30 protein-coding genes, 4 tRNA genes and 2 pseudogenes are annotated in these 25,606 nt (G+C 31.8%); 19 read left to right on the plus strand and 17 right to left on the minus strand.

The features are described from left to right. Positions 1-131: 131 nt before the first annotated feature. The 4 genes from rpmB (at position 132) to ftsY (ending at position 1,969) form a co-directional block, all read left to right on the plus strand. Positions 132-371: a 50S ribosomal protein L28 gene (rpmB, locus tag ACTPNM_RS06875; RefSeq protein WP_047790661.1), complete on the plus strand. Its 240-nt coding sequence runs from the start codon at positions 132-134 to the stop codon at positions 369-371. Between the two features lie 27 nt (positions 372-398). Continuing rightward, positions 399-581 carry a 50S ribosomal protein L33 gene (rpmG, locus tag ACTPNM_RS06880; RefSeq protein WP_013070733.1) on the plus strand — a complete coding sequence of 61 codons (183 nt, stop codon included), beginning with the start codon at positions 399-401 and terminating at the stop codon, positions 579-581. Between the two features lie 28 nt (positions 582-609). After that, complete coding sequence (locus ACTPNM_RS06885) at positions 610-762, plus strand: DUF4295 domain-containing protein (RefSeq protein WP_274641185.1); 153 nt, start codon at positions 610-612, stop codon at positions 760-762. A gap of 253 nt (positions 763-1,015) precedes the next feature. Further along, positions 1,016-1,969 (plus strand): signal recognition particle-docking protein FtsY, encoded by a 954-nt coding sequence (gene ftsY, locus ACTPNM_RS06890; protein WP_440121121.1) that lies wholly within the window; start codon positions 1,016-1,018, stop codon positions 1,967-1,969. A gap of 67 nt (positions 1,970-2,036) precedes the next feature. Here ftsY and ACTPNM_RS06895 read toward each other — a convergent pair whose 3' ends face one another. After that, positions 2,037-2,636 (minus strand): nitroreductase family protein, encoded by a 600-nt coding sequence (locus ACTPNM_RS06895; RefSeq protein ID WP_440121122.1) that lies wholly within the window; start codon positions 2,634-2,636, stop codon positions 2,037-2,039. Between the two features lie 96 nt (positions 2,637-2,732). On the opposite strand from ACTPNM_RS06895, the gene ACTPNM_RS06900 reads away from it, so the two are divergent. Both ACTPNM_RS06900 and ACTPNM_RS06905 read left to right on the plus strand, forming a co-directional pair. Further along, positions 2,733-3,089 carry a winged helix-turn-helix transcriptional regulator gene (locus ACTPNM_RS06900; protein WP_274641188.1) on the plus strand — a complete coding sequence of 119 codons (357 nt, stop codon included), beginning with the start codon at positions 2,733-2,735 and terminating at the stop codon, positions 3,087-3,089. Between the two features lie 111 nt (positions 3,090-3,200). Then, positions 3,201-4,847 carry an amidase family protein gene (locus tag ACTPNM_RS06905; protein WP_440121123.1) on the plus strand — a complete coding sequence of 549 codons (1,647 nt, stop codon included), beginning with the start codon at positions 3,201-3,203 and terminating at the stop codon, positions 4,845-4,847. 46 nt (positions 4,848-4,893) lie between these two features. Here ACTPNM_RS06905 and ACTPNM_RS06910 read toward each other — a convergent pair whose 3' ends face one another. Next, entirely contained in the window at positions 4,894-5,997 is a 1,104-nt protein-coding gene (locus ACTPNM_RS06910; RefSeq protein WP_440121124.1) for an SMP-30/gluconolactonase/LRE family protein, read from the minus strand. Between the two features lie 67 nt (positions 5,998-6,064). Beyond that, positions 6,065-6,640, minus strand: coding sequence for a Crp/Fnr family transcriptional regulator (locus ACTPNM_RS06915; RefSeq protein WP_440121125.1), 576 nt, complete (start codon positions 6,638-6,640; stop codon positions 6,065-6,067). 127 nt (positions 6,641-6,767) lie between these two features. Here ACTPNM_RS06915 and rimO point away from each other — a divergent pair, with 127 nt between their 5' ends. Together rimO and ACTPNM_RS06925 are read left to right on the plus strand one after the other, a co-directional pair. Then, positions 6,768-8,120: a 30S ribosomal protein S12 methylthiotransferase RimO gene (gene rimO / locus ACTPNM_RS06920; RefSeq protein WP_440121126.1), complete on the plus strand. Its 1,353-nt coding sequence runs from the start codon at positions 6,768-6,770 to the stop codon at positions 8,118-8,120. A gap of 44 nt (positions 8,121-8,164) precedes the next feature. Continuing rightward, a pseudogene (locus ACTPNM_RS06925) lies at positions 8,165-8,239 on the plus strand (ATP-binding protein); the annotation flags it as partial. A gap of 155 nt (positions 8,240-8,394) precedes the next feature. On the opposite strand, the gene ACTPNM_RS06930 reads toward ACTPNM_RS06925, so the two are convergent. Further along, positions 8,395-8,751 carry a winged helix-turn-helix transcriptional regulator gene (locus ACTPNM_RS06930; protein ID WP_099213874.1) on the minus strand — a complete coding sequence of 119 codons (357 nt, stop codon included), beginning with the start codon at positions 8,749-8,751 and terminating at the stop codon, positions 8,395-8,397. A gap of 112 nt (positions 8,752-8,863) precedes the next feature. Here ACTPNM_RS06930 and ACTPNM_RS06935 point away from each other — a divergent pair, with 112 nt between their 5' ends. The 3 genes from ACTPNM_RS06935 (at position 8,864) to ygiD (ending at position 10,933) form a co-directional block, all read left to right on the plus strand. Beyond that, positions 8,864-9,376, plus strand: coding sequence for an NAD(P)H-dependent oxidoreductase (locus ACTPNM_RS06935; protein ID WP_440121127.1), 513 nt, complete (start codon positions 8,864-8,866; stop codon positions 9,374-9,376). A 17-nt stretch (positions 9,377-9,393) separates the two neighbouring features. Beyond that, complete coding sequence (locus ACTPNM_RS06940) at positions 9,394-9,969, plus strand: YceI family protein (protein ID WP_440121128.1); 576 nt, start codon at positions 9,394-9,396, stop codon at positions 9,967-9,969. A gap of 133 nt (positions 9,970-10,102) precedes the next feature. Next, complete coding sequence (gene ygiD, locus ACTPNM_RS06945; protein ID WP_440122823.1) at positions 10,103-10,933, plus strand: 4,5-DOPA dioxygenase extradiol; 831 nt, start codon at positions 10,103-10,105, stop codon at positions 10,931-10,933. Positions 10,934-10,988: 55 nt separating this feature from the next. On the opposite strand, the gene ACTPNM_RS06950 is transcribed toward ygiD, so the two are convergent. The 6 genes from ACTPNM_RS06950 to ACTPNM_RS06975 all read right to left on the minus strand — a co-directional run bounded on the left by ACTPNM_RS06950 (position 10,989) and on the right by ACTPNM_RS06975 (position 16,302). Further along, complete coding sequence (locus ACTPNM_RS06950) at positions 10,989-13,208, minus strand: nitric-oxide reductase large subunit (protein ID WP_440121129.1); 2,220 nt, start codon at positions 13,206-13,208, stop codon at positions 10,989-10,991. A 10-nt stretch (positions 13,209-13,218) separates the two neighbouring features. Continuing rightward, positions 13,219-13,938, minus strand: a complete 720-nt coding sequence (gene ric, locus ACTPNM_RS06955) for an iron-sulfur cluster repair di-iron protein (protein ID WP_440121130.1) — start codon at positions 13,936-13,938, stop codon at positions 13,219-13,221. Positions 13,939-14,004: 66 nt separating this feature from the next. Next, positions 14,005-14,445 (minus strand): RrF2 family transcriptional regulator, encoded by a 441-nt coding sequence (locus tag ACTPNM_RS06960; protein WP_099213869.1) that lies wholly within the window; start codon positions 14,443-14,445, stop codon positions 14,005-14,007. A gap of 116 nt (positions 14,446-14,561) precedes the next feature. Then, positions 14,562-14,987: a DUF2147 domain-containing protein gene (locus ACTPNM_RS06965; protein ID WP_440121131.1), complete on the minus strand. Its 426-nt coding sequence runs from the start codon at positions 14,985-14,987 to the stop codon at positions 14,562-14,564. Between the two features lie 45 nt (positions 14,988-15,032). Continuing rightward, on the minus strand, positions 15,033-15,560 hold the full coding sequence (locus ACTPNM_RS06970) for a KdsC family phosphatase (protein ID WP_440121132.1): 528 nt from the start codon (positions 15,558-15,560) through the stop codon (positions 15,033-15,035). After that, entirely contained in the window at positions 15,544-16,302 is a 759-nt protein-coding gene (locus ACTPNM_RS06975) for a Rossmann-like and DUF2520 domain-containing protein (protein WP_440121133.1), read from the minus strand. Before ACTPNM_RS06975 ends, ACTPNM_RS06970 begins: the two co-directional genes overlap by 17 nt. Before the next feature lie 152 nt (positions 16,303-16,454). Here ACTPNM_RS06975 and ACTPNM_RS06980 point away from each other — a divergent pair, with 152 nt between their 5' ends. The 4 genes from ACTPNM_RS06980 (at position 16,455) to ACTPNM_RS06995 (ending at position 19,945) form a co-directional block, all read left to right on the plus strand. After that, positions 16,455-17,864 carry an MATE family efflux transporter gene (locus ACTPNM_RS06980; RefSeq protein ID WP_440121134.1) on the plus strand — a complete coding sequence of 470 codons (1,410 nt, stop codon included), beginning with the start codon at positions 16,455-16,457 and terminating at the stop codon, positions 17,862-17,864. Positions 17,865-17,939: 75 nt separating this feature from the next. Continuing rightward, entirely contained in the window at positions 17,940-19,097 is a 1,158-nt protein-coding gene (locus tag ACTPNM_RS06985) for a trans-sulfuration enzyme family protein (protein WP_440121135.1), read from the plus strand. Beyond that, positions 19,098-19,814 carry a bacillithiol biosynthesis deacetylase BshB1 gene (gene bshB1, locus ACTPNM_RS06990; protein ID WP_440121136.1) on the plus strand — a complete coding sequence of 239 codons (717 nt, stop codon included), beginning with the start codon at positions 19,098-19,100 and terminating at the stop codon, positions 19,812-19,814. Positions 19,815-19,869: 55 nt separating this feature from the next. Next, positions 19,870-19,945 (plus strand) — tRNA-His (locus tag ACTPNM_RS06995). A gap of 70 nt (positions 19,946-20,015) precedes the next feature. Here ACTPNM_RS06995 and ACTPNM_RS07000 read toward each other — a convergent pair. Next, a complete protein-coding gene (locus tag ACTPNM_RS07000) occupies positions 20,016-20,927 on the minus strand; it encodes a lysophospholipid acyltransferase family protein (RefSeq protein ID WP_440121137.1) in 912 nt (303 codons plus the stop codon). Positions 20,928-21,016: 89 nt separating this feature from the next. On the opposite strand from ACTPNM_RS07000, the gene ACTPNM_RS07005 reads away from it, so the two are divergent. After that, a complete protein-coding gene (locus ACTPNM_RS07005) occupies positions 21,017-21,664 on the plus strand; it encodes a rhomboid family intramembrane serine protease (protein ID WP_440121138.1) in 648 nt (215 codons plus the stop codon). A gap of 31 nt (positions 21,665-21,695) precedes the next feature. On the opposite strand, the gene ACTPNM_RS07010 is transcribed toward ACTPNM_RS07005, so the two are convergent. The 3 genes from ACTPNM_RS07010 to ACTPNM_RS07020 form a co-directional block, all read right to left on the minus strand. Beyond that, positions 21,696-21,768: transfer RNA gene (locus tag ACTPNM_RS07010), tRNA-Gly, on the minus strand. Between the two features lie 42 nt (positions 21,769-21,810). Further along, positions 21,811-21,883 (minus strand) — tRNA-Gly (locus ACTPNM_RS07015). A 42-nt stretch (positions 21,884-21,925) separates the two neighbouring features. After that, a tRNA-Gly gene (locus ACTPNM_RS07020) sits at positions 21,926-21,998 on the minus strand. 456 nt (positions 21,999-22,454) lie between these two features. On the opposite strand from ACTPNM_RS07020, the pseudogene ACTPNM_RS07025 reads away from it, so the two are divergent. Next, positions 22,455-22,631 (plus strand): annotated as a pseudogene (locus tag ACTPNM_RS07025) (cold-shock protein). Positions 22,632-22,796: 165 nt separating this feature from the next. Here ACTPNM_RS07025 and ACTPNM_RS07030 read toward each other — a convergent pair. The 3 genes from ACTPNM_RS07030 to ACTPNM_RS07040 all read right to left on the minus strand — a co-directional run bounded on the left by ACTPNM_RS07030 (position 22,797) and on the right by ACTPNM_RS07040 (position 24,204). Continuing rightward, entirely contained in the window at positions 22,797-23,003 is a 207-nt protein-coding gene (locus tag ACTPNM_RS07030; RefSeq protein WP_099213860.1) for a hypothetical protein, read from the minus strand. Positions 23,004-23,489: 486 nt separating this feature from the next. Beyond that, positions 23,490-23,645 carry a hypothetical protein gene (locus tag ACTPNM_RS07035; RefSeq protein ID WP_274640212.1) on the minus strand — a complete coding sequence of 52 codons (156 nt, stop codon included), beginning with the start codon at positions 23,643-23,645 and terminating at the stop codon, positions 23,490-23,492. Positions 23,646-23,757: 112 nt separating this feature from the next. After that, positions 23,758-24,204, minus strand: a complete 447-nt coding sequence (locus ACTPNM_RS07040; protein WP_440121139.1) for a GNAT family N-acetyltransferase — start codon at positions 24,202-24,204, stop codon at positions 23,758-23,760. Positions 24,205-24,233: 29 nt separating this feature from the next. Between ACTPNM_RS07040 and ACTPNM_RS07045 the strand changes: the two genes are divergently transcribed. Next, positions 24,234-24,668, plus strand: a complete 435-nt coding sequence (locus tag ACTPNM_RS07045; protein ID WP_440121140.1) for a GNAT family N-acetyltransferase — start codon at positions 24,234-24,236, stop codon at positions 24,666-24,668. 46 nt (positions 24,669-24,714) lie between these two features. After that, complete coding sequence (locus ACTPNM_RS07050; RefSeq protein ID WP_440121141.1) at positions 24,715-25,599, plus strand: MBL fold metallo-hydrolase; 885 nt, start codon at positions 24,715-24,717, stop codon at positions 25,597-25,599. Positions 25,600-25,606: the final 7 nt, after the last annotated feature.

Below are 25,606 nucleotides of genomic sequence, written 5' to 3' on the forward strand. Positions count from 1 at the left end.
GTTAGATGCTGAACCTAGTTTTGAAAAGATTAAAATTAATTAAAAATTTAATCGAGAATATTTTTGTGCAGTAAATTAAAATGCATAAATTTGCACCTCGTTTAGAAATAACACTAAAAACTGTCAAGAAGATGTCTAGAGTTTGTGAATTAACAGGAAAAAAAGCGATGGTAGGTAACAATGTATCTCACGCTTTAAATAGAACTAAAAGAAGATTTAACGCTAATTTAATGACTAAGCGTTTCTATATTCCAGAAGAAGATAAATGGGTAACTTTAAAAGTATCTGCTTCTGCATTAAAAAATATTAATAAAAAAGGAATCTCTGCGGTTATTAAAGAAGCTAGAGAAAAAGGTTTCTTAACTAAATAATTCCTTACTAGATAAAATTTTAGAGAGATGGCAAAAAAAGGAAACAGAGTTCAAGTAATTTTAGAGTGTACTGAGCATAAAGCTTCTGGTCAACCAGGAACTTCTCGTTATATTACAACAAAGAACAAAAAAAATACTCCTGATAGAATGGAATTAAAGAAATTTAATCCAATCTTAAAGAAGATGACAGTTCATAAAGAAATTAAATAATAAGCTACGGCGTAAACTTTAATATAAAATGGCAAAGAAATCAGTAGCATCGTTACAAACAGGTTCGAAAAGATTAACCAAAGCTATCAAAATGGTAAAGTCTCCTAAATCTGGAGCTTACACTTTTGTTGAAGCTATTATGGATCCAACACAAGTAAGCGACTTTTTAGCAAAAAAGTAATTCTTGTATACAGTTTAAAGAAAAGCTACTTTCATTAGAGAGTAGCTTTTTTTATATTTACACGTTTGTATTAACAACATAAGTATAAGTTGGGCGTTACCCCTAGCGGGTCGGGCTTTCGGCAGTCGCTTCCCGAAGTATCGGGAGAGCTTCAACAAATGCCTCAATCCCTAACGCAAGAGTAATGACAATTTGACCGTATTAATAAAACGGTATAGTTTTTAACCTATGTAAGCGATTATAAAATTTAAGAATGAGTTTTTTTAAGAAAATCTTCTCGAAAGAGAAAAAGGAAACCTTAGATAAGGGGTTAGAAAAAACCAAAACAAGTTTTTTCTCTAAATTATCAAAAGCAGTTGCAGGAAAAGCAAAGGTTGATGATGATGTATTAGATAATTTAGAAGAAGTATTGGTATCGTCAGATGTAGGTGTAGAAACTACCTTAAAAATTATTGATAGAATTGAAGAGCGTGTATCTAAAGATAAGTATTTAGGTACAGATGAGTTAAACCAAATCTTACGTGAAGAAATAGCAGGTTTGTTATCTGAAACAAATACTGGTGACGAAACAGAGTTTACTATTCCAGCTAATAAAAAACCATATGTTTTGATGGTTGTAGGAGTTAATGGAGTAGGAAAAACAACAACCATTGGTAAGCTAGCTTCACAATTTAAAAAGAAAGGTTTAAAAGTGGTTTTAGGAGCAGCTGATACGTTTAGAGCAGCAGCAATAGACCAGTTACAAGTTTGGGCAGATAGAACAGACGTACCAATTGTACGTCAAGAAATGGGATCAGACCCAGCCTCTGTAGCTTTTGATACTGTTCAGTCAGGAGTTAACCAAGATGCAGATGTAATCATTATTGATACAGCAGGACGTTTACATAACAAAGTAAACCTTATGAATGAGCTAACAAAAATAAAGCGTGTAATGCAAAAAGTAATACCAGATGCACCACACGATGTATTGTTAGTATTAGATGGTTCAACAGGGCAAAATGCTTTTGAACAAGCAAAACAATTTACTAAAGCAACAGAAGTTACTTCATTGGCAGTAACAAAATTAGACGGAACAGCAAAAGGAGGAGTGGTAATTGGTATTTCAGATCAATTCCAAATTCCAGTTAAATATATCGGAGTAGGAGAAGGTATTGATGATTTACAAGTGTTTAATAAACACGAATTTGTAGATTCTTTCTTTAAGTAACATTATTCCCGAAAAGACAGGAAACAATCATAGAAAAAACTCCCAATTTGGGAGTTTTTTTTATTTTTTAAATTGTCTCAATAACCTTATCAAGAGTTAATCTCGATTTAGGTTTTCTATCAGGTTGGTTAGAGTCTTCTTCATCTCTATAGCCTATAGCTACAGCAACAAGAGTGGAATAACCTTCGTTATTCAAAATTTTGTCATAATTTTCAGGTTCAATACCTTCCATTGGTGTAGCATCAATTCCCATTTCAGCACAAGCACTTAAAAAGACTCCTAAAGCTAAATATACCTGCTTATCAAACCAAGCTTTAATCTCTTCTTCAGGTTTTGGTTTTATAAACTCTTTATAGTAGTTTACAGCTCCTTCTGGTAGTTCTTCCTCAATTTGTTTTTCAAATAATGCTACGTCATTAATTCTGTTAAACACCACAACAGTATCGCTTTCAAGAACCTTACTAGTGTTTAGCCAAGATACCTCTGAAAGTTTTTGCTTAGTATCAGCATCAGAAACAAAAATAAATTTCCAAGGTTGACTATTTATTGATGAAGGACTTAGTTGTAAAACCTGTTGCAACTCTTTAATTTTTTCCGATTCAATTTTTTTTGAAGCATTGTATTTTTTGGTAGTATAACGTTGTTGCATTGATGTTATAAAGCTCATATTCTATTTTTTTAATTAAACTATAAAAATTATAGTAGCAAAAGTAATTATAGTATTTTATCTTTGCAATAACGGTCAAAAAGGATAGTATAAATTATGGAGGTACAAACATCTAAAACACTTAAATTTAAAGGAAAAGAGTTTCCTTGTTGCACAAGTCTTACCATGGGAATTATTGGAGGGAAATGGAAAACTGTTATTCTTTTTCATTTAATAAAAGGAACACTTCGTTATAGTGAATTAAGAAAAGAAATTCCAATGGTTACAGAACGAACGCTCAGCTTGCAGTTAAAATCGTTGGAAGAGGACGGAGTAATTAAAAGAAAGGTGTATACATCAAAACCTCCTTTAAAAGTAGAATATTCTTTAACTGATTTAGGAAAAACATTGATTCCAGTAGTGCAGTCTATTGCAGATTGGGGAGATTTTGTAGTAAACAACTACTCCAAGTAAAAGTTAGTAAACCGCAAGTTATTTGAATTCATATACGAGAAAGCTTCTTTTTAAAGGAAAAGAATTTTTTCGTTTTTTATAATTACATTTGATAATCAAATACTTGACTCCATGAGAAAAATACTACTATTACTATTAATCACTTTATTTATTAATTCATGCAAGCAAACACCCAGTAAATTGTACTTTAAAAAGTATGATGAATCTTCAGAAATAGAAGCACAGCAAGAGCATGAAAAGAAGAGAATGCAGTTTAAGCTACTACAGTCTAATTTTTTAGATTTAAATAAAGAATTCAAACCTTTTGAAAAGGAGTTATCAAAATTTTCAGAAGAAGAATATCAACAACTAAAATCATTAATTTTAGAAAAAGATATTCCAACTATTCAAAAAAGCATAACAAATAAAAAACTCACCTACGAAAAACTAACATTATTCTATTTATATAGAATTCGAAAATATGAAAGTGATAGCACAAAGTATTTGAATGCAATCATATCACTAAATCCAAAAGTTTTAGAAGAAGCGAGAGCAAAAGATAAAGAAGCTAAAGAAGTTAATGAATATTCGCTTAGTGGAATTCCTATTCTAATAAAAGATAATATTGATGCAGCTGGAATGATAACTACAGCAGGAGCTGTAGCCTTACAAAACAATTTAACCGATAGCGATGCTTTTATTGTTAAAAAAATAAAAGAAGCAGGAGCGTTGATTTTAGGAAAAGTAAACTTAAGTGAATGGGCATATTTCTTTTGTGAAGATTGCCCGTTAGGTTATAGCGCTACAGGAGGGCAAACCTTAAATCCTTATGGAAGAAAAGTTTTTGAAACAGGAGGCTCAAGTTCAGGAAGTGGAGTTTCAGTAGCAGCTAACTATGCAGTAGCTGCTGTAGGTACAGAAACAGCAGGGTCTATAACTTCACCATCAAGTCAAAACTCAGTAGTTGGGTTAAAACCAACAATTGGTGTTTTAAGTCGCTCAGGAATTGTTCCGATTTCAAGTACGTTAGATACACCAGGACCGATGACTAAAAGCATAGTAGATAATGCTATTTTATTTGAAGCAATGCTAGGTAAAGATAATGAAGATGCTGCTTCTTTAGAAATAGAAGATTTTAAACCTAAAGAATTGCTTAATGAAAGCTACACAATTAAAGGAAAAAGAATAGGAGTACTAAAACCTATATTAACAGATTCTATCTATAAAGCAAGTGTAGAAAAGTTACAAGAAGCTGGAGCAGAAATTATAGAGATAACTCCACCAGAAATATCATTTGATGGATTTATTACGCTGCTGAATATAGATATGAAACATGATTTACCAAAGTACCTATCTACTTATGCAAACAAAAAGCTAACAGTAAAAGACATAGAAGATGTAGTTGCATACAACAAAAAAGATTCTATTAAAAGAGCTCCTTACGGACAACAGCTATTTGAAGGAATAGTAAAAGACACAACAACTTTAGTACAGTTAGAAGTCGTAAAAGATAGTTTAAGTTTTAATGGTAAAAAGTTTTTACAAGATTTAAAAACGCAAAATTTAGATGTTATTCTATCTATTAATAATTATCATTCTGGTATTGCAGCAGTAGCGAAGTATCCGACATTAACAGTTCCTATGGGATACAAAAACTCAGGAGAACCTGTTAGTTTAACGTTTATAGGGAAGCCTTTTACTGAAAAAGAATTATTGCAGCTAGGGTATACATTTGAACAACTAACAAAAGTAAGAAAGACTCCTGTTGATTATTATTAATAGGACTACATATAAAATAAAAACTCCCAATTTGGGAGTTTTTATTTTAATCTTCTAATTTGTATTTGCCAATATAACCAGACACATCTCCGCCGAGATAAAGATATCCCTCATGCTCTTCAACTGAACTAGCTTCTGACACAACTTTACCAGTTGTGTCATAATAAGTTTTTAAAATCTCTCCATTAGCACTCAAATGCATAATCATTCCATAGCGAGCTACTTTAGGTTGTAAAAATAGAGGAAGACCATAAACTAACTTTTTTACAAGAGGTTTAGAATGTATTTCATCTAAAGAAGAATCTCTTTTAGTTGAAAAACCAAGCCAAAAGCTACCATCGACTCTTCTAGAGACTCCATTAGGAAAACCAGGTAGGTTGTCTAGAAAAACATCTGTTGTTCCTTTATTACTGCCTTTTAACCAGTGTCTTAGGATTCTGTATTTTGCTAAATCTACCATTAAAACAAAGTCATCATTTTGAGAAACAGCAACTCCGTTTCCGAAATAAGTACCCTCTATAAGTGTTTTTACTTGTTTGGTTTTAGGGTTGTAACTATAAAGACCTCCATCGGGTTTTGCTTCCATTAACAATTTCCAAATATGGGTTTTGCTAAAAGGGAGTTTTGAAGAAGTATTGGTAAAATAAATAATTCCATCCGAAGCAATGTCTACATCATTCGGAATTAAAAATTTGTTTCCATGTTCATCTTCACTTGCTAAAGTGGTAATTTCCCCTTTTTTATCTACACTGATTAAACCTCTTTCTAAGTCACAAGCAATTAGATTTTGATTGCTGTCAAAATGTAAACCAGCAACCCAAGATTCAGTATTACAAAACACAGAAACTTTTCCCGATGTGTCAATTTTTAAAATTCTACCATCTGAAAAATCTGTTTCAGAAATATGTACACCACAATATAGGTTTCCTTGCTTATCTACAGCAATATCCTCAGGTCCATACCAACCGTCTAAGTCGATGTGTTGGGTTGAGCTTAAGAGCTCATTTTCAAGAAGTGCGCCTACTAACTTAGGAGGTGTGAGAGGAGACCAAGCTTCTGGATTAATTGAACACGATTTAAAAGTAACACTGGTTATAAAAATGAGTAAGATTAATAATGTAGCGTATTTTACTAATGATGCAATTTTCATTGTATTTGTTTTTATAATTTATAAAGACAAAGAAAATGAGGGAAAACTATTTTTATCTTGACAAATGTTAGGAAATGACAACCTCTTTTCGAATTCTACTCAAAGATTCAGCAGCTATACCAAGAAAACTAGCAATTTGATATTGAGGAGCTCTCAAAACAATTTTTTTATCGTAATTTTTAATAAAATCTAGATACTTTTTCTTAGCCGATTTTGTTTGCATAGTTAGAGCTCTTTGTTGTGCGCAAAGGTGATTTTGCTCAGCTAAAATTCTTCCAAATTTCTCAAAATTGGGAGATTCTTTATATAATTGAGTTAAACTATCAAAAGAAATTTTATAAACTACGCTGTCTTCAATAGCTTCTAGAAACTCAAGGGAAGGAGTTTGGTATATAAAACTATCAAAAACTGTTATAAACTGGTTATCACAAGAAAAATAGGTTGTAAACTCTTTACCTTCTATATTTTTAAAAGTTCTAAAAAAACCAGATTCAATAAAGTATAAATCCTTCGCTTTTCTCCCTTCTTTAATAACTAATGTTTTTGCTTTGTATTCTTTTCTTTCTAATCGATTATAAAATATTTGAAACTCATTCTCAGTAAGTCCAATTAAGTCATGTAGCAATCTTTTTAGTTCGTTCATTTTTTTATGTAAAGTTCAATAACAGCGAAGTTATCTAAAGTAAGGCTAAGAATCAAACTAATTTTTAAGGGTTTAAAGTTAAAGAAGTTCAATTAAAACGTATCTTTGCACACCGAATTTTTATAGTATGCGTACCAAAACAACAAAACAAAACAAAATTAACGTAGTTACTTTAGGTTGCTCAAAAAACGTTTACGATAGTGAAGTGTTAATGGGGCAGTTAAAAGCCAATGGTAAAGAAGTGGTTCATGAAGATGAAAATGACGATGGTAATATTGTAGTAATTAATACGTGTGGTTTTATCGGTAAAGCCAAAGAAGAGAGTGTAGAAACTATTTTACACTACGCACAGAAGAAAGAAGAAGGTGAAGTAGATAAAGTGTTTGTTACCGGTTGTTTAAGTGAGCGTTACAAACCAGATTTAGAAGCTGAAATAACGAATGTAGATCAGTATTTTGGTACACACGATTTACCAAACTTATTAAAAGTTTTAGAAGCTGATTATAAGCATGAGCTAATTGGTGAGCGTCTAACTACAACTCCAGAACACTATGCGTATTTAAAAATTGCAGAAGGTTGCGATCGTCCGTGTTCGTTTTGTGCCATTCCGTTAATGCGTGGTAAACATAAATCTACTCCAATAGAAGATTTGGTTACCGAAGCTACGAAGTTGGCGGAAAAAGGGATTAAGGAAATTATGCTAATCGCGCAAGATTTAACCTATTACGGATTAGATATTTATAAAAAGCGTGCTTTAGCGGATTTATTAAAAGAATTGGCAAAAGTTGATGGAATTGAATGGATTCGTTTACACTATGCCTTTCCAACTGGTTTTCCAATGGATGTGTTAGAAGTAATGAAGAACGAACCAAAAGTTTGTAATTATTTAGATATTCCATTGCAGCATATCAATACGGAGATTTTAAAATCGATGAAGCGTGGTACAACACATGAAAAAACCACAGCATTGATTCATAAGTTTCGTGAAGCAGTGCCAAACATGGCAATTCGTACAACGTTAATTGTTGGATATCCAGGAGAAACTGAAGAACAGTTTCAAGAATTGAAAGATTGGGTAGAAGAGATGCGTTTTGAGCGTTTAGGTGCTTTTGAATATTCTCACGAAGAAAACACAGGAGCGTATGTCTTAGAAGATGATGTTCCTGCTGATGTAAAGTTCAGACGTGTAAACGAAATTATGGAAGTGCAGTCTCAAATTTCTTGGGAATTGAATCAAGAGAAAATAGGAAAGACGTTCAAATGTTTATTTGATAGAAAAGATGGAGAATACTATTACGGACGTACTGAGTTTGATTCTCCAGATGTAGATAATGACGTAATTGTGGATGCTCGTGAACATTATATTAAGCTAGGTGAGTTTATTGATATAGAAATTTTTGAAGCTGGTGATTTTGATTTACACGGAAAACCAGTAGTAAAACAAGAAAGACCAGTTCCTTTAAATCAAAAGAGGAAATAAAATCAAACCTGCTAAAAGCAGGTTTTTTTATGCATATTTGCTGTATGAAAAAAGCCTATTTTAATTGGAGTTCAGGAAAAGACTCTTCATTAGCATTGTATAAAATATTACAACAAACAACTAAATCATAGTATAGATATAGTTACACGTTAACTTGTTTTTTAGTCTATCTAGAAATGATAGTCACTTTCATTGAAGGAATTATGTTTATTTCAGTTGAATTTGTTCGAAATGACGTTATGTAATGTTGAGAGATTAATAAAGAAGCGTTAACTTACTTTAAAGTTAATTCTCTATGCTCAATTCCCCATTTAACCATAACATCTAGGGTAGTATGTAATCGCATTCCAGATTCTGTTAATTCATATTCAACAGTAACAGGATTAGTATCGTAAATAGTACGTTTAATGATTCCGTTAGCTTCCAAATCTTTTAATTCTTTAGATAGCATTCTTGGAGAGATTTTACCGATGTTTCGTTGTAGTTCTTTAAAGCGCATTTTTCCGTATAACAAGCTACCAATAATAGATAGTTTCCACTTTCCGCTTATTACATTTAAAGTATCTCTTAATGCTAATACATATTGAACAGAGCACCTTTTTAGCTCTTCCATTTGAACAACTGTTTCCATGTTTATTGAGTTGGTATACTTTTGTATACTGGTATACTAAAGTATAGTAGTTACTTTTGTATAGCAAATATACATACTTTTGTGATATAAAAAACAAGTAAAAATAAAAAAAATGAAACACTTAGTAATTGTAACACACCCAAATATTGAGGAGTCAAACGTAAATAAGTCCTGGATAGATGAGTTGCAACAGCACGATGATAAAGTAAGAATTCATCAACTATATAAAGAATATCCAGATTTAAATATCAATGTAGCAAAAGAGCAAGAGTTGTTATTGAATCATGATAGTATCGTTATTCAATTCCCGTTGCATTGGTTTAACACTCCTTTTTTATTAAAAAAATGGATGGATGAGGTATTAACATATGGTTGGGCTTTTGGTCCAGGAGGAGATAAATTAAAAGGGAAAAAGTTTCGTCTATCCGTATCAACAGGGGGTACGGAGCAAACCTATAATAGTTTTGTATCTTTAGAAGACTTATTAAAATCGGTAACTGTTTCGTTTGAGTTTTGTGGAACAGAAGTTTTACCATCGCATGTGTTTTATGGAGCAAATGACAACCCAAAGCATGAAGATATTAAAGTAAACTCAAAACAATACGCAGATTTAATCTTAAATTAATTAAAACCTATATAACAATGAAAAATTTTAAAAATCCTTTAGTGTTAGTATTAATAGCATTTGCAACATTATCGTTTACTACCATTACAAAAGAAATAAAGAAAGTAAATACCAAAGAGAGTAAAGTGGTATGGAAAGGTTATAAAGTAACTGGCTCTCATGAAGGAACAGTTAGTTTACAATCAGGAGCCTTACACTTTGATGAAGACAAATTAGTAGGAGGGGAGTTTTTAATAGATATGACATCTATTGCGGTAACAGATTTATCAGGAGATTACCAAAAGAAATTAGAGGGACATTTAAAATCAGACGATTTTTTTGGTATAAATAATCATCCAACAGCTAAATTAGTTTTTACTAAGGTGAAAGCTAAAGGAAAGAACTCATACAAAGTAACAGCAAATTTGACTGTTAAGAATAAAACAAACCCTGTAACTTTTGAAATTTCTGTGTATGGAGGAAAAGCAACAGCTTCATTAAAAATTGATAGAACAAAGTATAATGTAAAATATGGTTCTACTAGCTTTTTTGATGGTTTAAAAGATAAAGCAATTTACGACGAGTTTGATTTGGTAGTTGATTTGGTTTTTTAAAACCCAACTAAGATTGTATGCATGCCTCAAACATTGGTTTGGGGTATGTTTTTAAAATAGAGTTAAACAAGAATCCCTTATGAAACGAACAACGTTTTTACAGTTATTAGGGTTAGCATCAGTAAATTTGAGTATGGGAACATTAAGCGGTTTAAAAAGGTTATCAGATAGTTTGCCGGTTTCTCAAACAATGCCAGTATTGTTCTTGGGGCATGGGAGTCCTATGAATGCTATTGAGGAAAACGAGTTTACGAGAGGTTTTCAAAATATTTCAAAAACACTACCAAAACCCAAGGCTATTATTTGTGTTTCGGCACACTGGTTTACTAAAGGAACAAAAGTAACTGCGATGAAAATGCCTAAGACAATTCACGATTTTGGAGGTTTCCCACAAGAATTATTTGAACAACAATATCCTGCTAATGGAAGTCCTGAATTAGCTAAAGAAACAAAACAATTATTGCATCCTAATTTTGTAGAGCTAGATGAACATTGGGGATTAGATCATGGTGCTTGGACTGTATTAAAGCATTTATTTCCGAAGGCTGATATACCTGTAATTCAATTGAGTATTGATTATACCAAAGATGCCAATTATCATTTTGAATTAGCTAAACAGCTAGCTTCTTTAAGGCAAAAAGGCATATTAATTATTGGAAGCGGAAATATTGTTCATAATCTAAGATTAGTTGATTGGAAGAATTTTGCTAAGGATGATTATGGATATGATTGGGCTATTGAGACAAGAGAAACGGTTAATAAATATTTGCTAGAAGGAAATTTTAAACCATTGATAGACTATACAAAACAGTCAAAAGCATTTCAGTTAGCAATTCCAACACCTGACCATTATTTACCGTTGATTTATAGTTTAGGTTTGCAGCAAAAAAATGAAGAAATTCAGCTTTTTAATGACAAGTTATTGGCGGGCTCTTTAAGTATGACTTCCTTAAAAATAGGGTAATAAAAAAAGTCTGTATAGATGGGGCTACACAGACTTTTTATAAAAACAATAAGGGTTACGATTTTTGTTTTATCGCATTAATCGTTGTTCTTACCACAAACCAGCAGAAACATACAATACCTAAAGAGAATACAATATCACCAATCATTCGCATCCATTTTAAGGTTTGTACTGTAGGGTTGTATAATAATTCAGGATCTCTAGCAAAAGAATATCCTTTGGTAATAGAAGTGTAAGCTTGAATTATACCAACAGGTAGTAAGCTTAACACAACCATTAAAACTAACCCACCATTTAAAAACCAAAACGCATTTTTTACGAGTTTTTCGTTCCAAGAAATATTTGAATACAAGCGTAAACAGATTAAAATAAAGCCCATACCTAACATTCCATATACTCCAAATAGTGCAGTATGTGCGTGTACAGCAGTTGTGTTTAATCCTTGAATGTAATATAGAGCAATAGGAGGGTTGATTAAGAACCCGAAAACACCAGCACCTACCATGTTCCAAAAGGCAACTGCAATAAAGAAGAAAATAGGCCATTTATAACGTTGAATCCAAGCATTCTTTTTCAATAAATTCCAGTTTTCTCTAATTTCAAATCCCATTAAGGTTAATGGTACCACTTCTAAAGCACTAAATGTAGCTCCTAAAGCAATAGCTTGTACAGGTGTTCCTGAATAATACAAATGGTGTAAGGTTCCAATAATACCTCCTGCCAAGAAAATAGTTGCTGAAGCGATAGCTGTTTTTCCTGCTGTTTTGGTTGAAATAATTTTCATACGAGAGAAAATATAGGCGATAATTACCGTAGCAAATACCTCAAAAAATCCTTCTACCCATAGGTGTACGAGCCACCATCTCCAATAATTAATTACAGGTAATGAACTGTTTTCTCCATACATTAATCCAGAGAAAAAGAACATACCAATAGCAACTACAGCTATTAATAAAATAGAAAGTAAATGTTTTGAGTCGTCTTTTTTGCGGATACCATACAGCACATGTCTACCAACCATAATTACCCATAAAATTAAACCAATACCTAAGAATATTTGCCAAAACCTACCTAAATCCATGTATTCGTATCCTTGGTGACCAAAGAAGAAGTTGGTGGTTAAGTCTAAAAATTGGTGTACACCTAACCATTCACCTAGCATAGAGCCCAAAACAATAATTAACAAGGCAATAAACAAGAAATTGATGCCAAAAACTTGGTACTTCATTTCTTTACCACTAATAATTGGAGCTAAGAATAATCCTGTTGCTAACCATGTAGCGGCAATCCAAAATACAGCAAGTTGTGTATGCCAGGTTCTAGAGATTGAATATGGAAGGTATTCAGATAAGTTAAAACCAAAGAATGCTTGACCTTCTACTGTATAGTGTACAGTAACAATACCCAAAACAACTTGTAATACGATCAAGAGTGAAATGACTAAAAAGTACTTTAATACCGCTTTTTGAGATTTGAATAATTTTAAGTCTAATAAAGGGTCATTGTTTGGGTTTGTTACTGCTTCTCCTTTTTCATGATTTCTGATGTAGTAATAGGTTAACACACCTATAAACAGTAGTAATAAAATTATTGAGAAGCCTGACCACAGTTGTGAATCGGGAGTAATTGTATTATTAATTAACGGTTCGTGAGGCCAGTTTGAAGTATAGGTATATTCTTGATCTGGTCTTTCTGTACTGGCAGCCCAAGAAGTCCAAAATAAAAAGGCATTAAGCTTAGCTAGTTTTTCAGTATCGGTTAAAGCACCTTCATGAATAGCATATTTTTCATGACCTTTTGAAAAGATATTCGCATAGTGTGCAGCGTTTGCTTCAATAGCTTCTTTTCGCTCTTTTGAAATTGTTATTGATTGGTCTTTTTCATTAAACGTATTAGTTCTAATGTTTTTTACCAAACGTGCTTTTAAAGCAGCTTTATTTTCTTCATCTAAAGCATCGTAATTTTTGTTGAAGTCTTTTTTAGCCCAATAGTCTAATAAATAAACAGCTTCTTTATGAATCCAATCGGCAGTCCAGTCTGGAGCTACATAACTTCCGTGTCCCCAAATAGAACCCACTTCCATTCCTCCAATAGACTCCCATATATTTTGTCCATCTTGAATATCTTTTTTTGTATATATAGTTTCATTACTTCCGTTAACTTTTACTGTTTCAGGTATAGGGGGTTGGGTTTGGTAAATTTCTGTGCCTACCCATATTAATGCAATAAATGATAATACCACTACTGCAATAAATCCAGTCCAAATTTTTCTCATTATTAATTATTTAATTTAATTGATTTTCTAATTTGATTGCTTTTTTAAATAGAATATTGTTTTCTAAATGAATGTGTTTGTGTAAGTCTTCTTCAAACTCTTGTAGCATAGCTAAAGCAACTTTGTAAGTGTTACAGGCATCTTCTGGTGGAGTATAATTGTTAGTTAGTTCTGCAATTGTTCTAAATCTATTTCCTTCATTGTCATGTTCAGTATGCATCATGTTTATAGGGTTTTCTACCGTACCAAATGGAGGAGGAGAAAGGAGAGTTTTTGAGTTACTTGCCTCAACTAACTTTTTTATAAAAGGGAATAAAATAAGTTCCTCTTTTTTCATATGTGTAGTAAGTTCTCCGGCACTTTCTTTAAAGAGTTGCAAAACCTCGTGTAGCTCAGGGTGATTGTTACCATGTACTTTAGCTATTTTAGTTAAATACTCTAAAATTTCAGGAATTTGTTTTTCTACATAGGTATGATGATTTTGATAGATGTAATCACACAAAAAATCTAACGACCAGTTTTGATAATCGTTAGTAGATTTTGAGCCTCTATCAATTCGGATGAGTTTATTGATTAATGTATCTGGAACAATATTTTTCTTTGTTGAAACTTCTTGAATAGTTCTGTTACCATTACAACAAAAATCAATTCCGTATAGTTTAAAAATTGTAGCTGTTTTATAGTTGTTTGCAACTATATCTGCCACTGTTGTGTTGTTATTTATTTCCATTTTGTTTCTGTTTATTGTTTATAAATTATAAAAAGACCTTTTTATCCTTTATAGTTGTAAATTTTTTTATTCCCGTTTTAACCAGAAAGTGTTTTTCTTATCTTGGGTGTATAATACATCGTGGAGTGTGTTTTCTTCTAACATTTTTCTCAAATTATCTCTAATCTCAACAAACTTAAAGTGGAGTGGGCAAGGAGAGCTATCATCGCATTGTTTTAAACCCAATCCGCAACCTGTATAAATACTATCTCCATCTAATACACGAACCACATCACTTAAACGGATTTTTTTAAGGTCAGCTTTATTAATTACAAATCCGCCATAAGGACCTTTAATAGAGTCGATAATATTATTTTTCGTTAAAATTTGTAATATTTTTCCTGTAAAAGCTTCTGGAGAATCAATAGCAGCAGCGATGGCTTTAACACCAACTTTATTATCTAAGCTAGATTGCTCTGCAACAAAAATAGTTGCTCTTAAACCGTATTCACAAGATTTTGAAAACATATAAAAATAATATGCTACAAAGATATTAGTTTTCTTTAAAAAAGACACTAGAGTCTTTTATTTTTTTATAAAAAAAGCACCATTAAAAAATGATGCTTTTGAATTTTGTTTTGTGTTTAGTTTTTTCGGTGCCAATAAGCTGTTCTACCAAAGGCAGCAAAACCTATATAACCTCTAATTTTTAACTTGTTGTTATTTTCAAGTTTAATATAACACTTGTATTCTTTTCCGTTTTTTGGATCTAAAATTTTTCCGCCACTCCATTCGTCACCATCTTTTTTTAGACCTGTTAAAATATTCATACCTAAAATAGGGTTGTCTTTACGCTTTCCGCTACATTTATCACAAACAGCTTCTTGACGGTTCTTGTCAGTAATTTCTACAATTTTGGCGTATGCCTTTCCGTCTTTTTTATATACTTCAATTACAGAATCAACCTTATTGGTTTCTTCATCTCGGTTTTCCCATTTTCCGAAAATAGTTTGTGCGCTCATAGATAAGCTAACGGTTGTGAATAATAAAGCAAAAAGTATTTTTTTCATAATTTAAAAGTTTTAATAGTATATCGTTTTCAAAAAGTATTCCAATTAGTCGTATTGTGCGTCAAAGTTGCTATCCCACTTTCCTTGCACACGTAATACTTGTTCTATAATATCACGAGCACAACCGTTACCGCCTGTTTTATCAGAAATGTATTTTGAAATTTGTTGTATTTCACGAGCCGCATCGTTAGGGCAAGACGGCATACCAACAAGTTTCATTACAGGGTAATCAGGAATATCATCTCCCATGTACACAACATTTTCAGGATTCAATTTGTATTTTTCAACCAATTCATTAAACTGTTGAATTTTATCGTGAGCACCTAAATAAATATCGGTAATACCTAAACCTTTTAAACGTGTGCGTACACCTTCGTTTTTTCCACCAGAGATAATACAAACCCTGTAACCAGCTTTTACAGCAGATTTTAAGGCATACCCATCTTTAATATTCATTTGACGTACCAATTGTCCGTCAGGAAAAACGGTTACAATTCCGTTAGTTAATACTCCGTCTACATCAAAAATAAAAGTGTCTATTTGAGGTAAGTATTCTTTATAACTCTTTTCCATTTTGTTGGATTGATTTTGTAATAAGTTTATAAATTTCTTGTTGTTCGGCATTTAACAATGCTAAATGATCTTGAATAGTTTTTTGATCGTTTCTTTTAGCAGGACCTGTTTGTGCTGCATCAGGACTCAATTCGGTTATTTTTTGAGCTGTTTCTTGAATTAATGGAAGTAATACTTCAAAAGGAACTTGGTGTTCGTTACAAATATCAGCACCAATTTTATACATGTGATTGGTAAAATTGTTTACAAAAACGGCAGCCACGTGTAATCGTTTACGTTGTTCTGAGTTAATACGGTATATCTTTTTTCCAATAGTTTTAGCAAGCGTTTCCAATAATTGTAAATCTTCTTCATTTTCAGCTTCTAAACAAAATGGAATTTTATTGAAGTCAACCTTTTTGTCTTTAGAAAAGCTTTGTAATAAGTAAAAAATACCTTTACGTCCAGTGTTTTGTAACGACTGCATAGCTACACTACCAGAAGTGTGTACTACCAAACCATTTTTTTGTTCAATTTTACGAGAAACATCACCAATGGCATCATCAGAAACAGCAATGATATATACATCAGCTTTTGTTAAAAGCTCTATGCTATTTGTAATAGAAGTAACCTCTTTTAAATGCTCTACTTGCTCTATATTTCGAGCATATACTTGCACCAACGATACTTCGTCTGTTTTACTAAAAGCATTGGCTAAATGTGTAGCTACATTACCGCCTCCTATAATGGCAACTTTAATCATAGCACGAAGATATTGAAATTAATTAAAAATATTTTCGCATATTTGCTCCATTATGATTGTATGAGTCGTCTAAAATAGAAGTGTTGCCTGAGCAACAAATAGTTATGTCTTACTCTTTTTAAGACAATTTTATGTATTTATAAAACTTTATAATGACTGATAACAATCAAACATCAAAACAAACCATATTCTCACTTTTTAAAGATGCTGTTTTAGGAAGACAGCAAGATTTTACGACAGGAAGTATTCGTAAAGCTATTTTTTTATTAGCAATTCCGATGATTTTAGAAATGCTAATGGAATCTATTTTTGCTCTGGTAGATATTATTTATGTATCGAGAGTAAGTGTAAATGCAGTAGCTACTGTAGGATTAACTGAGTCAGTACTAACTTTAGTATATGCAGTAGCGATAGGGTTAAGTATGGCGGCAACTGCTTTAGTTGCTCGAAGAACAGGAGAGAAAGATTCAGAAGGAGCAAATCAAACAGCAGTACAAGTTATTTTTTTAGGAGTATTTATTTCAATTCTTATTAGTGTTGTTGGGATTTTATATCCGAAAGAGATATTAGGATTAATGGGAGGTGAGCCAGACTTAATAACTGAAGGCTTTGGTTATACCCAAGTATTGTTAGGAGGAAACATTACTGTAATGCTACTCTTTTTAATCAATGCAATTTTTAGAGGAGCAGGAAATGCTTCTATCGCAATGTGGACGTTGATTTTATCAAACGGATTAAATATTATTCTCGATCCTATTTTTATCTTCGGTTTAGGTCCTGTACCGGCATACGGAGTAGAAGGGGCAGCTATAGCAACGACAATTGGTAGAGGTACGGCAGTAGTAACTCAATTAGCAGTTTTATTTTTTGGAGCAGGTAAAGTTAAATTGGCTATTAAAGATTTAGTAGTGAGAGTTTCTGTAATGATAAACTTAATTAAAGTGTCATTAGGTGGAATAGGACAATTTATTATCGGAACTTCAAGCTGGGTATTTTTAATGCGAATTATGTCTGAATTTGGAAGTGAAGTACTTGCTGGATATACCATTGCTATTCGAATAATGATGTTTACCTTAATGCCTGCTTGGGGAATGAGTAATGCTGCAGCAACATTAGTAGGCCAAAACTTAGGAGCTGAACAACCAGAAAGGGCTGAGAAATCTGTTTGGATAACTAGTAAGTACTGTGCGATTTTTATGGGAGCAGTCTCATTGATTTATATAGTTTTTGCTCCAACCTTTTTAGGATGGTTTTCTGAAAATACTGAAGTTGTTGAAAATGGAGCATTGTGTTTGCAAATAATGGCAGCAGGATATATAGCTTATGCCTACGGAATGGTGGTAATTCAATCTTTTAATGGTTCAGGAGATACAAAAACACCAACCTATATCAATTTTGTATGTTTTTGGCTATTTCAATTACCATTTGCATACCTAATGGCAATTACATTAGATTTTGGCCCTATTGGAGTCTTTTTAGCAATAACATTAGCAGAAATTTTAATAGCTGTTGTAGGTATTTGGTTGTTTAAAAAAGGAAAATGGAAATCTGTTAAGGTATAAGGTAGTTTTTGTAACTTAGCTATTAAAGTTCTGTAAAGAAATCTAAAGTCTAAGATTTTAAAACCTCTTATAACTATGAATACTAAACCTAAATTAGGCATTAATACTATATGTACGCATGTTGGCGAAATAAAAGATGAACAATTTAAAGGAGCTATTTCACCAATTTATATGTCAACCTCTTATCAATTTGATAATGTTAACGTAAAAAGATACCCACGTTATTTCAATACGCCTAATCAGGAAGCTTTGTCTAAAAAGATAGCGGCTTTAGAAAAAACAGAAGCAGGTTTGCTATTTGGTTCAGGTATGGCAGCGATTAGTACTTCGTTATTAGCGTTTTTACAAAAAGGAGACCATGTGGTATTACAAGAAACTTTGTATGGAGGAACCTATAATTTTGTAGTAGAAGAGTTTGATAAATTCGGAATAGAATATTCGTTTACGAATAGTTTAGCTATTGAAGACTTTGAAAAAGAAATTCAGCAAAATACGCGTGTAATTTTTATTGAAACTCCATCCAATCCTTTATTAAAAGTGGTGGATATACAGGCTGTTGCTAATTCGGCAAAGGAACATGGTATTGTAACAATGATAGATAATACCTTTGCTTCTCCAATTAATCAAACACCAGTTGATTTTGGAATTGATATTATGATACATTCTGCGACTAAATATATGGGAGGTCATTCAGATATTTTGGCAGGAGCAGTAGCTGCTTCAGAAGAACATATACAACTAATATGGAATTTAGCAAAGAATTTAGGAGGTAGCCTAAGTGATTTTACAGTGTGGATGTTAGAACGTAGTTTAAAAACGATGAATTTACGCGTAAAGCGCCAAAGTAAAAATGCGATGAAAATGGCAAAATACTTAGAGAAGCATGAACACATAACTAAGGTGTACTACCCAGGGTTAAAATCGCATACAGATTATGAGTTAGCTAAATCTCAAATGAAGTATTTTGGAGGCATGTTGTCTTTTGAGTTACAGGAAGAAATAGATGCTATGACTTTTCAACGTAATTTAAAACTTATAAAACCGTCTATGAGTTTAGCAGGAGTAGAAAGTACTGTGTTGAGCCCTACCCAAACTTCACATGCCTTGCTTTCACCTGAAGAAAGAGCAAAACAAGGAATAAAAGATGGACTTATTCGTTTTTCGGTTGGTATAGAAGAAACAAAAGATTTAATTAAAGATATAGAACAAGCATTACAAAAAACAATACAATAAATGAAACTAGATATATTAGCTTTTGGAGCACATCCAGATGATGTAGAATTAGGATGTGCTGCTACCATAGCCAAAGAAATTTCACAAGGAAAAAGAGTAGGGATAGTTGATTTAACTCGTGGAGAACTAGGAACAAGAGGGTCAGCTGAATTGCGTGATGAAGAAGCTGCAATAGCAGGCGAAATTTTAGGAGTTTCAATACGTGAAAATTTAGGTTTTGCAGATGGCTTTTTTAAGAATGATAAAGAACATCAACTAGAAATTATAAAAATGATACGTAAGTATCAGCCAGAAATAGTACTGTGTAACGCTATAGATGATCGTCATATTGATCACCCTAAAGGAAGTCAGTTAGTGTCAGATGCTTGCTTTTTAAGCGGTTTACTTAAAATAGTAACTGAACTAGATGGAGTTCAGCAAGAAAAGTGGAGGCCAAAACAAATATACCATTACATACAATGGAAAAACATTGAACCTGATTTTGTAGTAGATGTTACTGGATTCATGGATAAAAAGATAAGCTCAGTTATGGCGTATTCATCACAGTTTTTTGATCCGAAAAGCAATGAGCCAGAAACGCCTATAACCAGCAAAAATTTTACTGATAGTATAGAATATAGAGCAAGAGACTTAGGAAGATTAATAGGAGTTGATTTTGCAGAGGGCTTTACATCAGAACGTTACGTGGCAGTGGAAAATTTAAGTAAATTAATTTAAAAAAAAGTTTTGCCAAAATACTAAAAGCTTGTATATTTGCACCCGCAAGTTACATGGTGATTGTAGCTCAGCTGGTTAGAGCGCCGGATTGTGGTTCCGGAGGTCGCCGGTTCGAACCCGGTCTTTCACCCAAAACCTTCTCAAAATGAGAAGGTTTTTTTTGTGATTTAAAATTAGTATTGAATAAAAAAAGCTTCTCAGTTATTTTTGAGAAGCTTTTCTGTTTTCTAGCCATTGTTCATATTTGTCTTTGTGTTTAAAACGTTTATGCGTCCATAAATAACACTCTGGTTGTTCTTTTATGTTTCTTTCGGTTATTTCTAAGTATTTATCGGTAATCTGATAGTTTTCAAAATCCTTCGGTGAATCTGTAATTAATTCAAATTCAGTTTCAAAATAACCTCTTTTTATTTTTTTAACAGTGTAATTAATTACAGTAAAATCATATCTTTTAGCAAGTATTTCAGCTCCAGTGTGTATTGGAACTTTAATACCAAAGAATTTAGCCCAGTAATGAGTTTTATGTACCTGAGGAGATTGGTCACTCAAAAGAATATAGGCGCCTTGTATTTTTTTTAGATAGTTTTTATGGATTCCTTTTATGGTTTCTGAGGTTTTGAAACCTTCAATTCCAAATTTAGTTCTTGAATTTTTCACAGCCTTTTCAAAATACTTATTTGTAAGTTTAGTGTAAGCTCCGAAAACTTGTGTATCTAAAACTAAAGGAAGACTAAAAGACCATTCCCAGTTCGCTTGATGGGCTCCTAATAGAATAATACTTTTACCTTCTTTAGTAAGGTTGTTTACGAGTTCAGGGTTTTTATACTTGTAGCGTTTTAGTACTTCTTTTTCACTAATTGTAAAAGCTTTGATACTTTCAAAAATTAAGTCGATAAAATGCTTGTAAAATTTTCTAGCAATGCTTTTTATTTCTTTATCGCTTTTTTCAGGAAAAGCCATTCTTAAATTTTGAACAACTACCTTTTTACGATATCCAATAAGGTTGAAAACAATTAAACGAAAAAAATCAGAAATTATATACAATAATCTCATGGGTAAAATTGATAACATCCATATTAGCGGATAAACAATTATAAATATGAGTAGTTTCATTGAGTTTTAATTTTAGGCAAATATCGTATTAATTAATGAATGATTTACTTTATTAACTTTTGTTTATGTTTGTGGGTATATACAAAATTATGAGTCAAATTATTATTATATTAATTGTAGCTAATGTATTAGTATCTCTTAAAGGGTTTAGTGACGCTGCTTTTTTTGATCGTTATAAATTTCAGGTTCAAAAAATATTAGGAGGAGAGAAAATAAGAATGTTAACTTCCGGTTTTTTACATGTTGATTGGTTGCATTTAGGTTTTAATATGTATGCTTTGTATTTGTTTGGAAAAGTGGTTGATTCAAGTTTTGGAACATTAAACTTCGTGTTAATTTACTTTGCAAGTTTAATAGCAGGGAGCATGTATTCGTTGTATCAACATAAAAGAATACCGTATTATAGTGCGGTTGGTGCATCAGGAGCTGTGTCTGGTGTAATATTTTCTTCTATAATGTTATATCCAAGCATGGAGTTAATTATGTTGCCAATACCAGTTCCAATTCCAGGGTATGTTTTTGGTGTAGGGTATTTGTTGTATTCTATTTACGGAATGAAAAATCAAGTAGGAAATATTGGTCATTCGGCTCATTTAGGAGGTGCTATTGGTGGATACTTGATAACATTAGTGTTACGACCAAGTGTAATAACAAACCATACTATAATGGTTAGTATAATGGCGTTAATTATCGTTGGGTTGTTTTTCTTTGGAGATAAACTAAAATTTAATGAATAAAAAAAACCGAAACGTTAGTTTCGGTTTTTTGAGCGAGAGACCAGGTTCGAACTGGCGACATTCAGCTTGGAAGGCTGACGCTCTACCAACTGAGCTACTCTCGCATTGGTAAAGTTTTTTGCAATTACTTGCTATGTTTTAATTAGAGCGGGAGACCAGGTTCGAACTGGCGACATTCAGCTTGGAAGGCTGACGCTCTACCAACTGAGCTACTCCCGCGGTAAAGACTTTTGTAATTTCTTACAATTATGTAAAAATTAGAGCGGGAGACCAGGTTCGAACTGGCGACATTCAGCTTGGAAGGCTGACGCTCTACCAACTGAGCTACTCCCGCAGTAAAGCGGTTGCAAATATAAGACTGTTTCTAATATCTACAAATATATTTTTAAAAAAAATAACAAAAACTATTTCTTTAATATGTAGTTTTCAGAAAGTGAATAAGATAGGTTTTTTAAAAGATTTTAGAAAAGGTAAGAGTGTTTTATAGATATGAGCATTAAGTTTATTTTTCTTGTAAAGAATCAAGAATTATAATGTTCAACATGGTTTAAAAATTAAAAAAGATCAGTTTTGCTACGTTCAAGTAGAATGCCTTAATTATTTCAATGTAGTATATATTAATTAGTTTTTTTGAGTTTATTCTCTTCTTGCCTTTTTTATTTCATTATTCTTATACCTTTATTTTTTAAGTATTTATAAGCATAAAAGCTTTTCATAACTGTTTAATAGCATTATAAAAGTTTATATAAAGGTTCGTCTTTTACAAGACACATGTAATAATTTAAGTAAGGTGCAAGAAGGTACAGTAAAATTTTTTAACAGCTCAAGAGGATTTGGGTTTATTAGATCATCAGAATAAGGAGAAAATATTTTTGTATATAATTCAGGGTTGATTGACAATGTTAGAGAGAATGACAAAGTACGTTACGATACCGAACAAGGTAGAAAAGGCTATCTGAAAAGATAGTCTTTTTTTATGCTTAAATTTTAAGTGAATTGTTTGAAAGATAATCAAATTTAGAGCTTAAGAGCAATAAATGAAGTATCAATCGGGTGTTGTATTTTTAAGCTGTAATAATTTGAACATGGAATTATTTATAAAAATAAAAAGCCCTTATATAAGGGCTTTCAATTAACAGTTTGTTGATGTTAATTCTCCTCCATAACATAGATTTAAACCACATCCTTGATGAGTAACTACATAATCTCCATATGTACAAGTAGTGTAATAAGTGTCATCCCATGGTTCACATTTTCTACCAAAAGCACATCCACCAGTTACTTTTTTTTGTTGTTGTTTATTTAGAACTGATCCTAAATTTGAAATGTTTTTTAACATAATTTGTTTTTTAAATTTCTCAAATCTAAAAAGTGAAAAATAATTCAATGAAAGAAAAACCGTAAAATGAATAAGGGTAAACCTTACTTAACTAAAATTAACATATAAAAAACTGCAGAAATAATAATACCCACTAGCGTGGGCATTATTAAGGGAATGTTAAACTAATTAATTATCATTCTTAATTTATCATCCTGTTAAAAAAGTTTAGATATTTAAAGATGCAAAATCTATTCGTAAAAAAAAGAACCCACTCAAAAATATTGAGTGGGAAAATTGCTATGAAAAAGAACTTAAGACGTCTCTTAAGTACTGCAAAGGTACTGAGAATTTAATGAATAAAAGAGTGAAAAAAACGTAAAAAAAGTAAGGCTAAACCATAAAAAAACTTTTGAATTGTAACTTTTATCATTCTAATAAAAAGTACAGATTTTACGGTTAAAGTATTAATGAAGATAAAAAAAGCGGGAAAACCCGCTTAGTATTTTAAAATGGTTGAGGTTGGCATTGCGGTTCAGCACAACCAAACCAAATTCGAGAACAGGTATTGTCAGGTAATAAACATTGTGCTTTACCACCATTAATCGATTGTTGTTCTTTTTTGTTTAAACTAGTTCCTAAGTTTGAAATACTCTTTATCATAATAAAAGTTTTAAGTTTCTCAAAATTAGGTTGTTTAAAATATAAAATTAGAAATAAAACCGTAAAAAAAGTACGGTTTTATATTATTTGTTTTAGACTTTCTTTGAGCCTCCTAGAAAAAAGATTTTTCATCCCTTATAATTTTAAGAAAATGAAAACCATAGATTTCAAAACCTTCATTGTAGTAAAATTTATGAGATTTTCTATTGGTAGTATAGGTGTTTAATTCAACAGCTTCACAACCTTTAGTCTTGGTATAGTTATACAGCCATTTAAAAAGTTGTTTGCCTATATTGTTGCCTCTGTATGCTTCGTCAATAATGACATGATCAGGCTCCACGCTTTTTCCAATATAGTGTCTCATACTGTACCAAAGTCCACAAACACCTATAAGTTTATTATCATCAAAAACACCTATACATTCATAGTTTTGATATTGAGCCATTTCTAAAACTCTAGTTTTTAAAACATCATGAGGTGTGGTAGTATTGGCTTTACGTAAAAGAGGAAGAATTGTAAGGATATCTTCTTTATTAATTAGGTTAAAACTTATCTTCATTCTGTATTTTTGGATTAAAGAAATTTAGGATGATAAAAATAAAAAATATATCAGCTCAAGAGACCTATGAAATTCGATTAGCTGTTTTACGAAAAAATATTGATTTGCCTTATAAGTTTAAGGAAGATGAACTTGAAAATACGTTTCACTTAGGAGCTTTTTACAACAATAAATTGGTAGGTATAGCATCTTTTATGCAAAATAGGATAGATGTTGGTAATGGAGAACAATATCAATTAAGAGGAATGGCAACGTTACCAGAAGTAAGAGGGATGGGAGCAGGAAGATTATTAATAGAAGAAGCAAAAAGAATTTTAAAAGTTAAGGGTATTGATGTTTTATGGTGTAATGCAAGAAAAGAGGCAGTTGGGTTTTATAAAAGTTTAAATTTCGTAACAATAGGTGAGGAGTTCGAGGTGCAAAAAGTAGGACCTCATTTTAAAATGTATTATATTGTAAACTAGAGGTTTGTTTAGCGACCATTATTCAAAAAAACTAAAACATTTTACAATGAAAACTTCATCATTATTACTAACTGCTTTCTTTGTTATATTATCATTTAATGCCTTTTCACAACAAAAAGAAGTTAAAATAACTTCAGAAAAATTAACAGAAAATATCTATGTTTTAAAAGGGCAAGGGGGAAATATTGGAGTTTTTGTAGAGGAAAATGGTGTGTTTATGATTGATGATCAATTTGCTCCTTTAAGCAAAAAAATATTAGCAGCTATTAAAACAATTACGGATAACCCAATAACTTATTTAATTAATACACACTGGCATGGTGACCATACAGGTGGAAACGCTAATTTTCAAAAAGAAGGAGCAGTGATTGTATCTCATGAAAATGTACGTAAACGGATGAGTATTGATCAAGTTGTTAGAGGCAAGAAAAAGTCAGCATCACCAAAAGAAGCGTTACCAGTGATTACTTTTTCAGAAGATATACAGTTTTATATTGGTGAAGAACCGATTTTGATTACCCATATTCATAATGCACATACTGATGGAGATGCATTAGTGTATTTTGGAAATAGTAATGTATTGCACGTAGGAGATGCTTATTTTCAAGGAAAATTTCCATACATAGATATAGATTCAGGAGGTACAATAGATGGATATATAAAGGGTGTTGAAAATATGATAATGATAGCAGATGATGATACTAAAATAATTCCAGGACATGGAAATGTATCATCAGAAAAAGAATTGAAGGTATATTTAAGTATGTTGAAAGACTTAAAAAGTACTATATCGTCAGAAATAAAAAAAGGAAGAAGCCTAGAAGAAGTAAAAAGTAATTCTTCAATAACAGAAAAATATAAAAGTTATAATGGTTGGATTACAGAAGAAAAAATAAAAGAAGCGATTTATAAAAGTTTGAAAATGAAGTAAAAATAAA

The organism is Tenacibaculum sp. Ill, assembly GCF_051938915.1.
Lineage (GTDB): Bacteria > Bacteroidota > Bacteroidia > Flavobacteriales > Flavobacteriaceae > Polaribacter > Polaribacter larymnensis.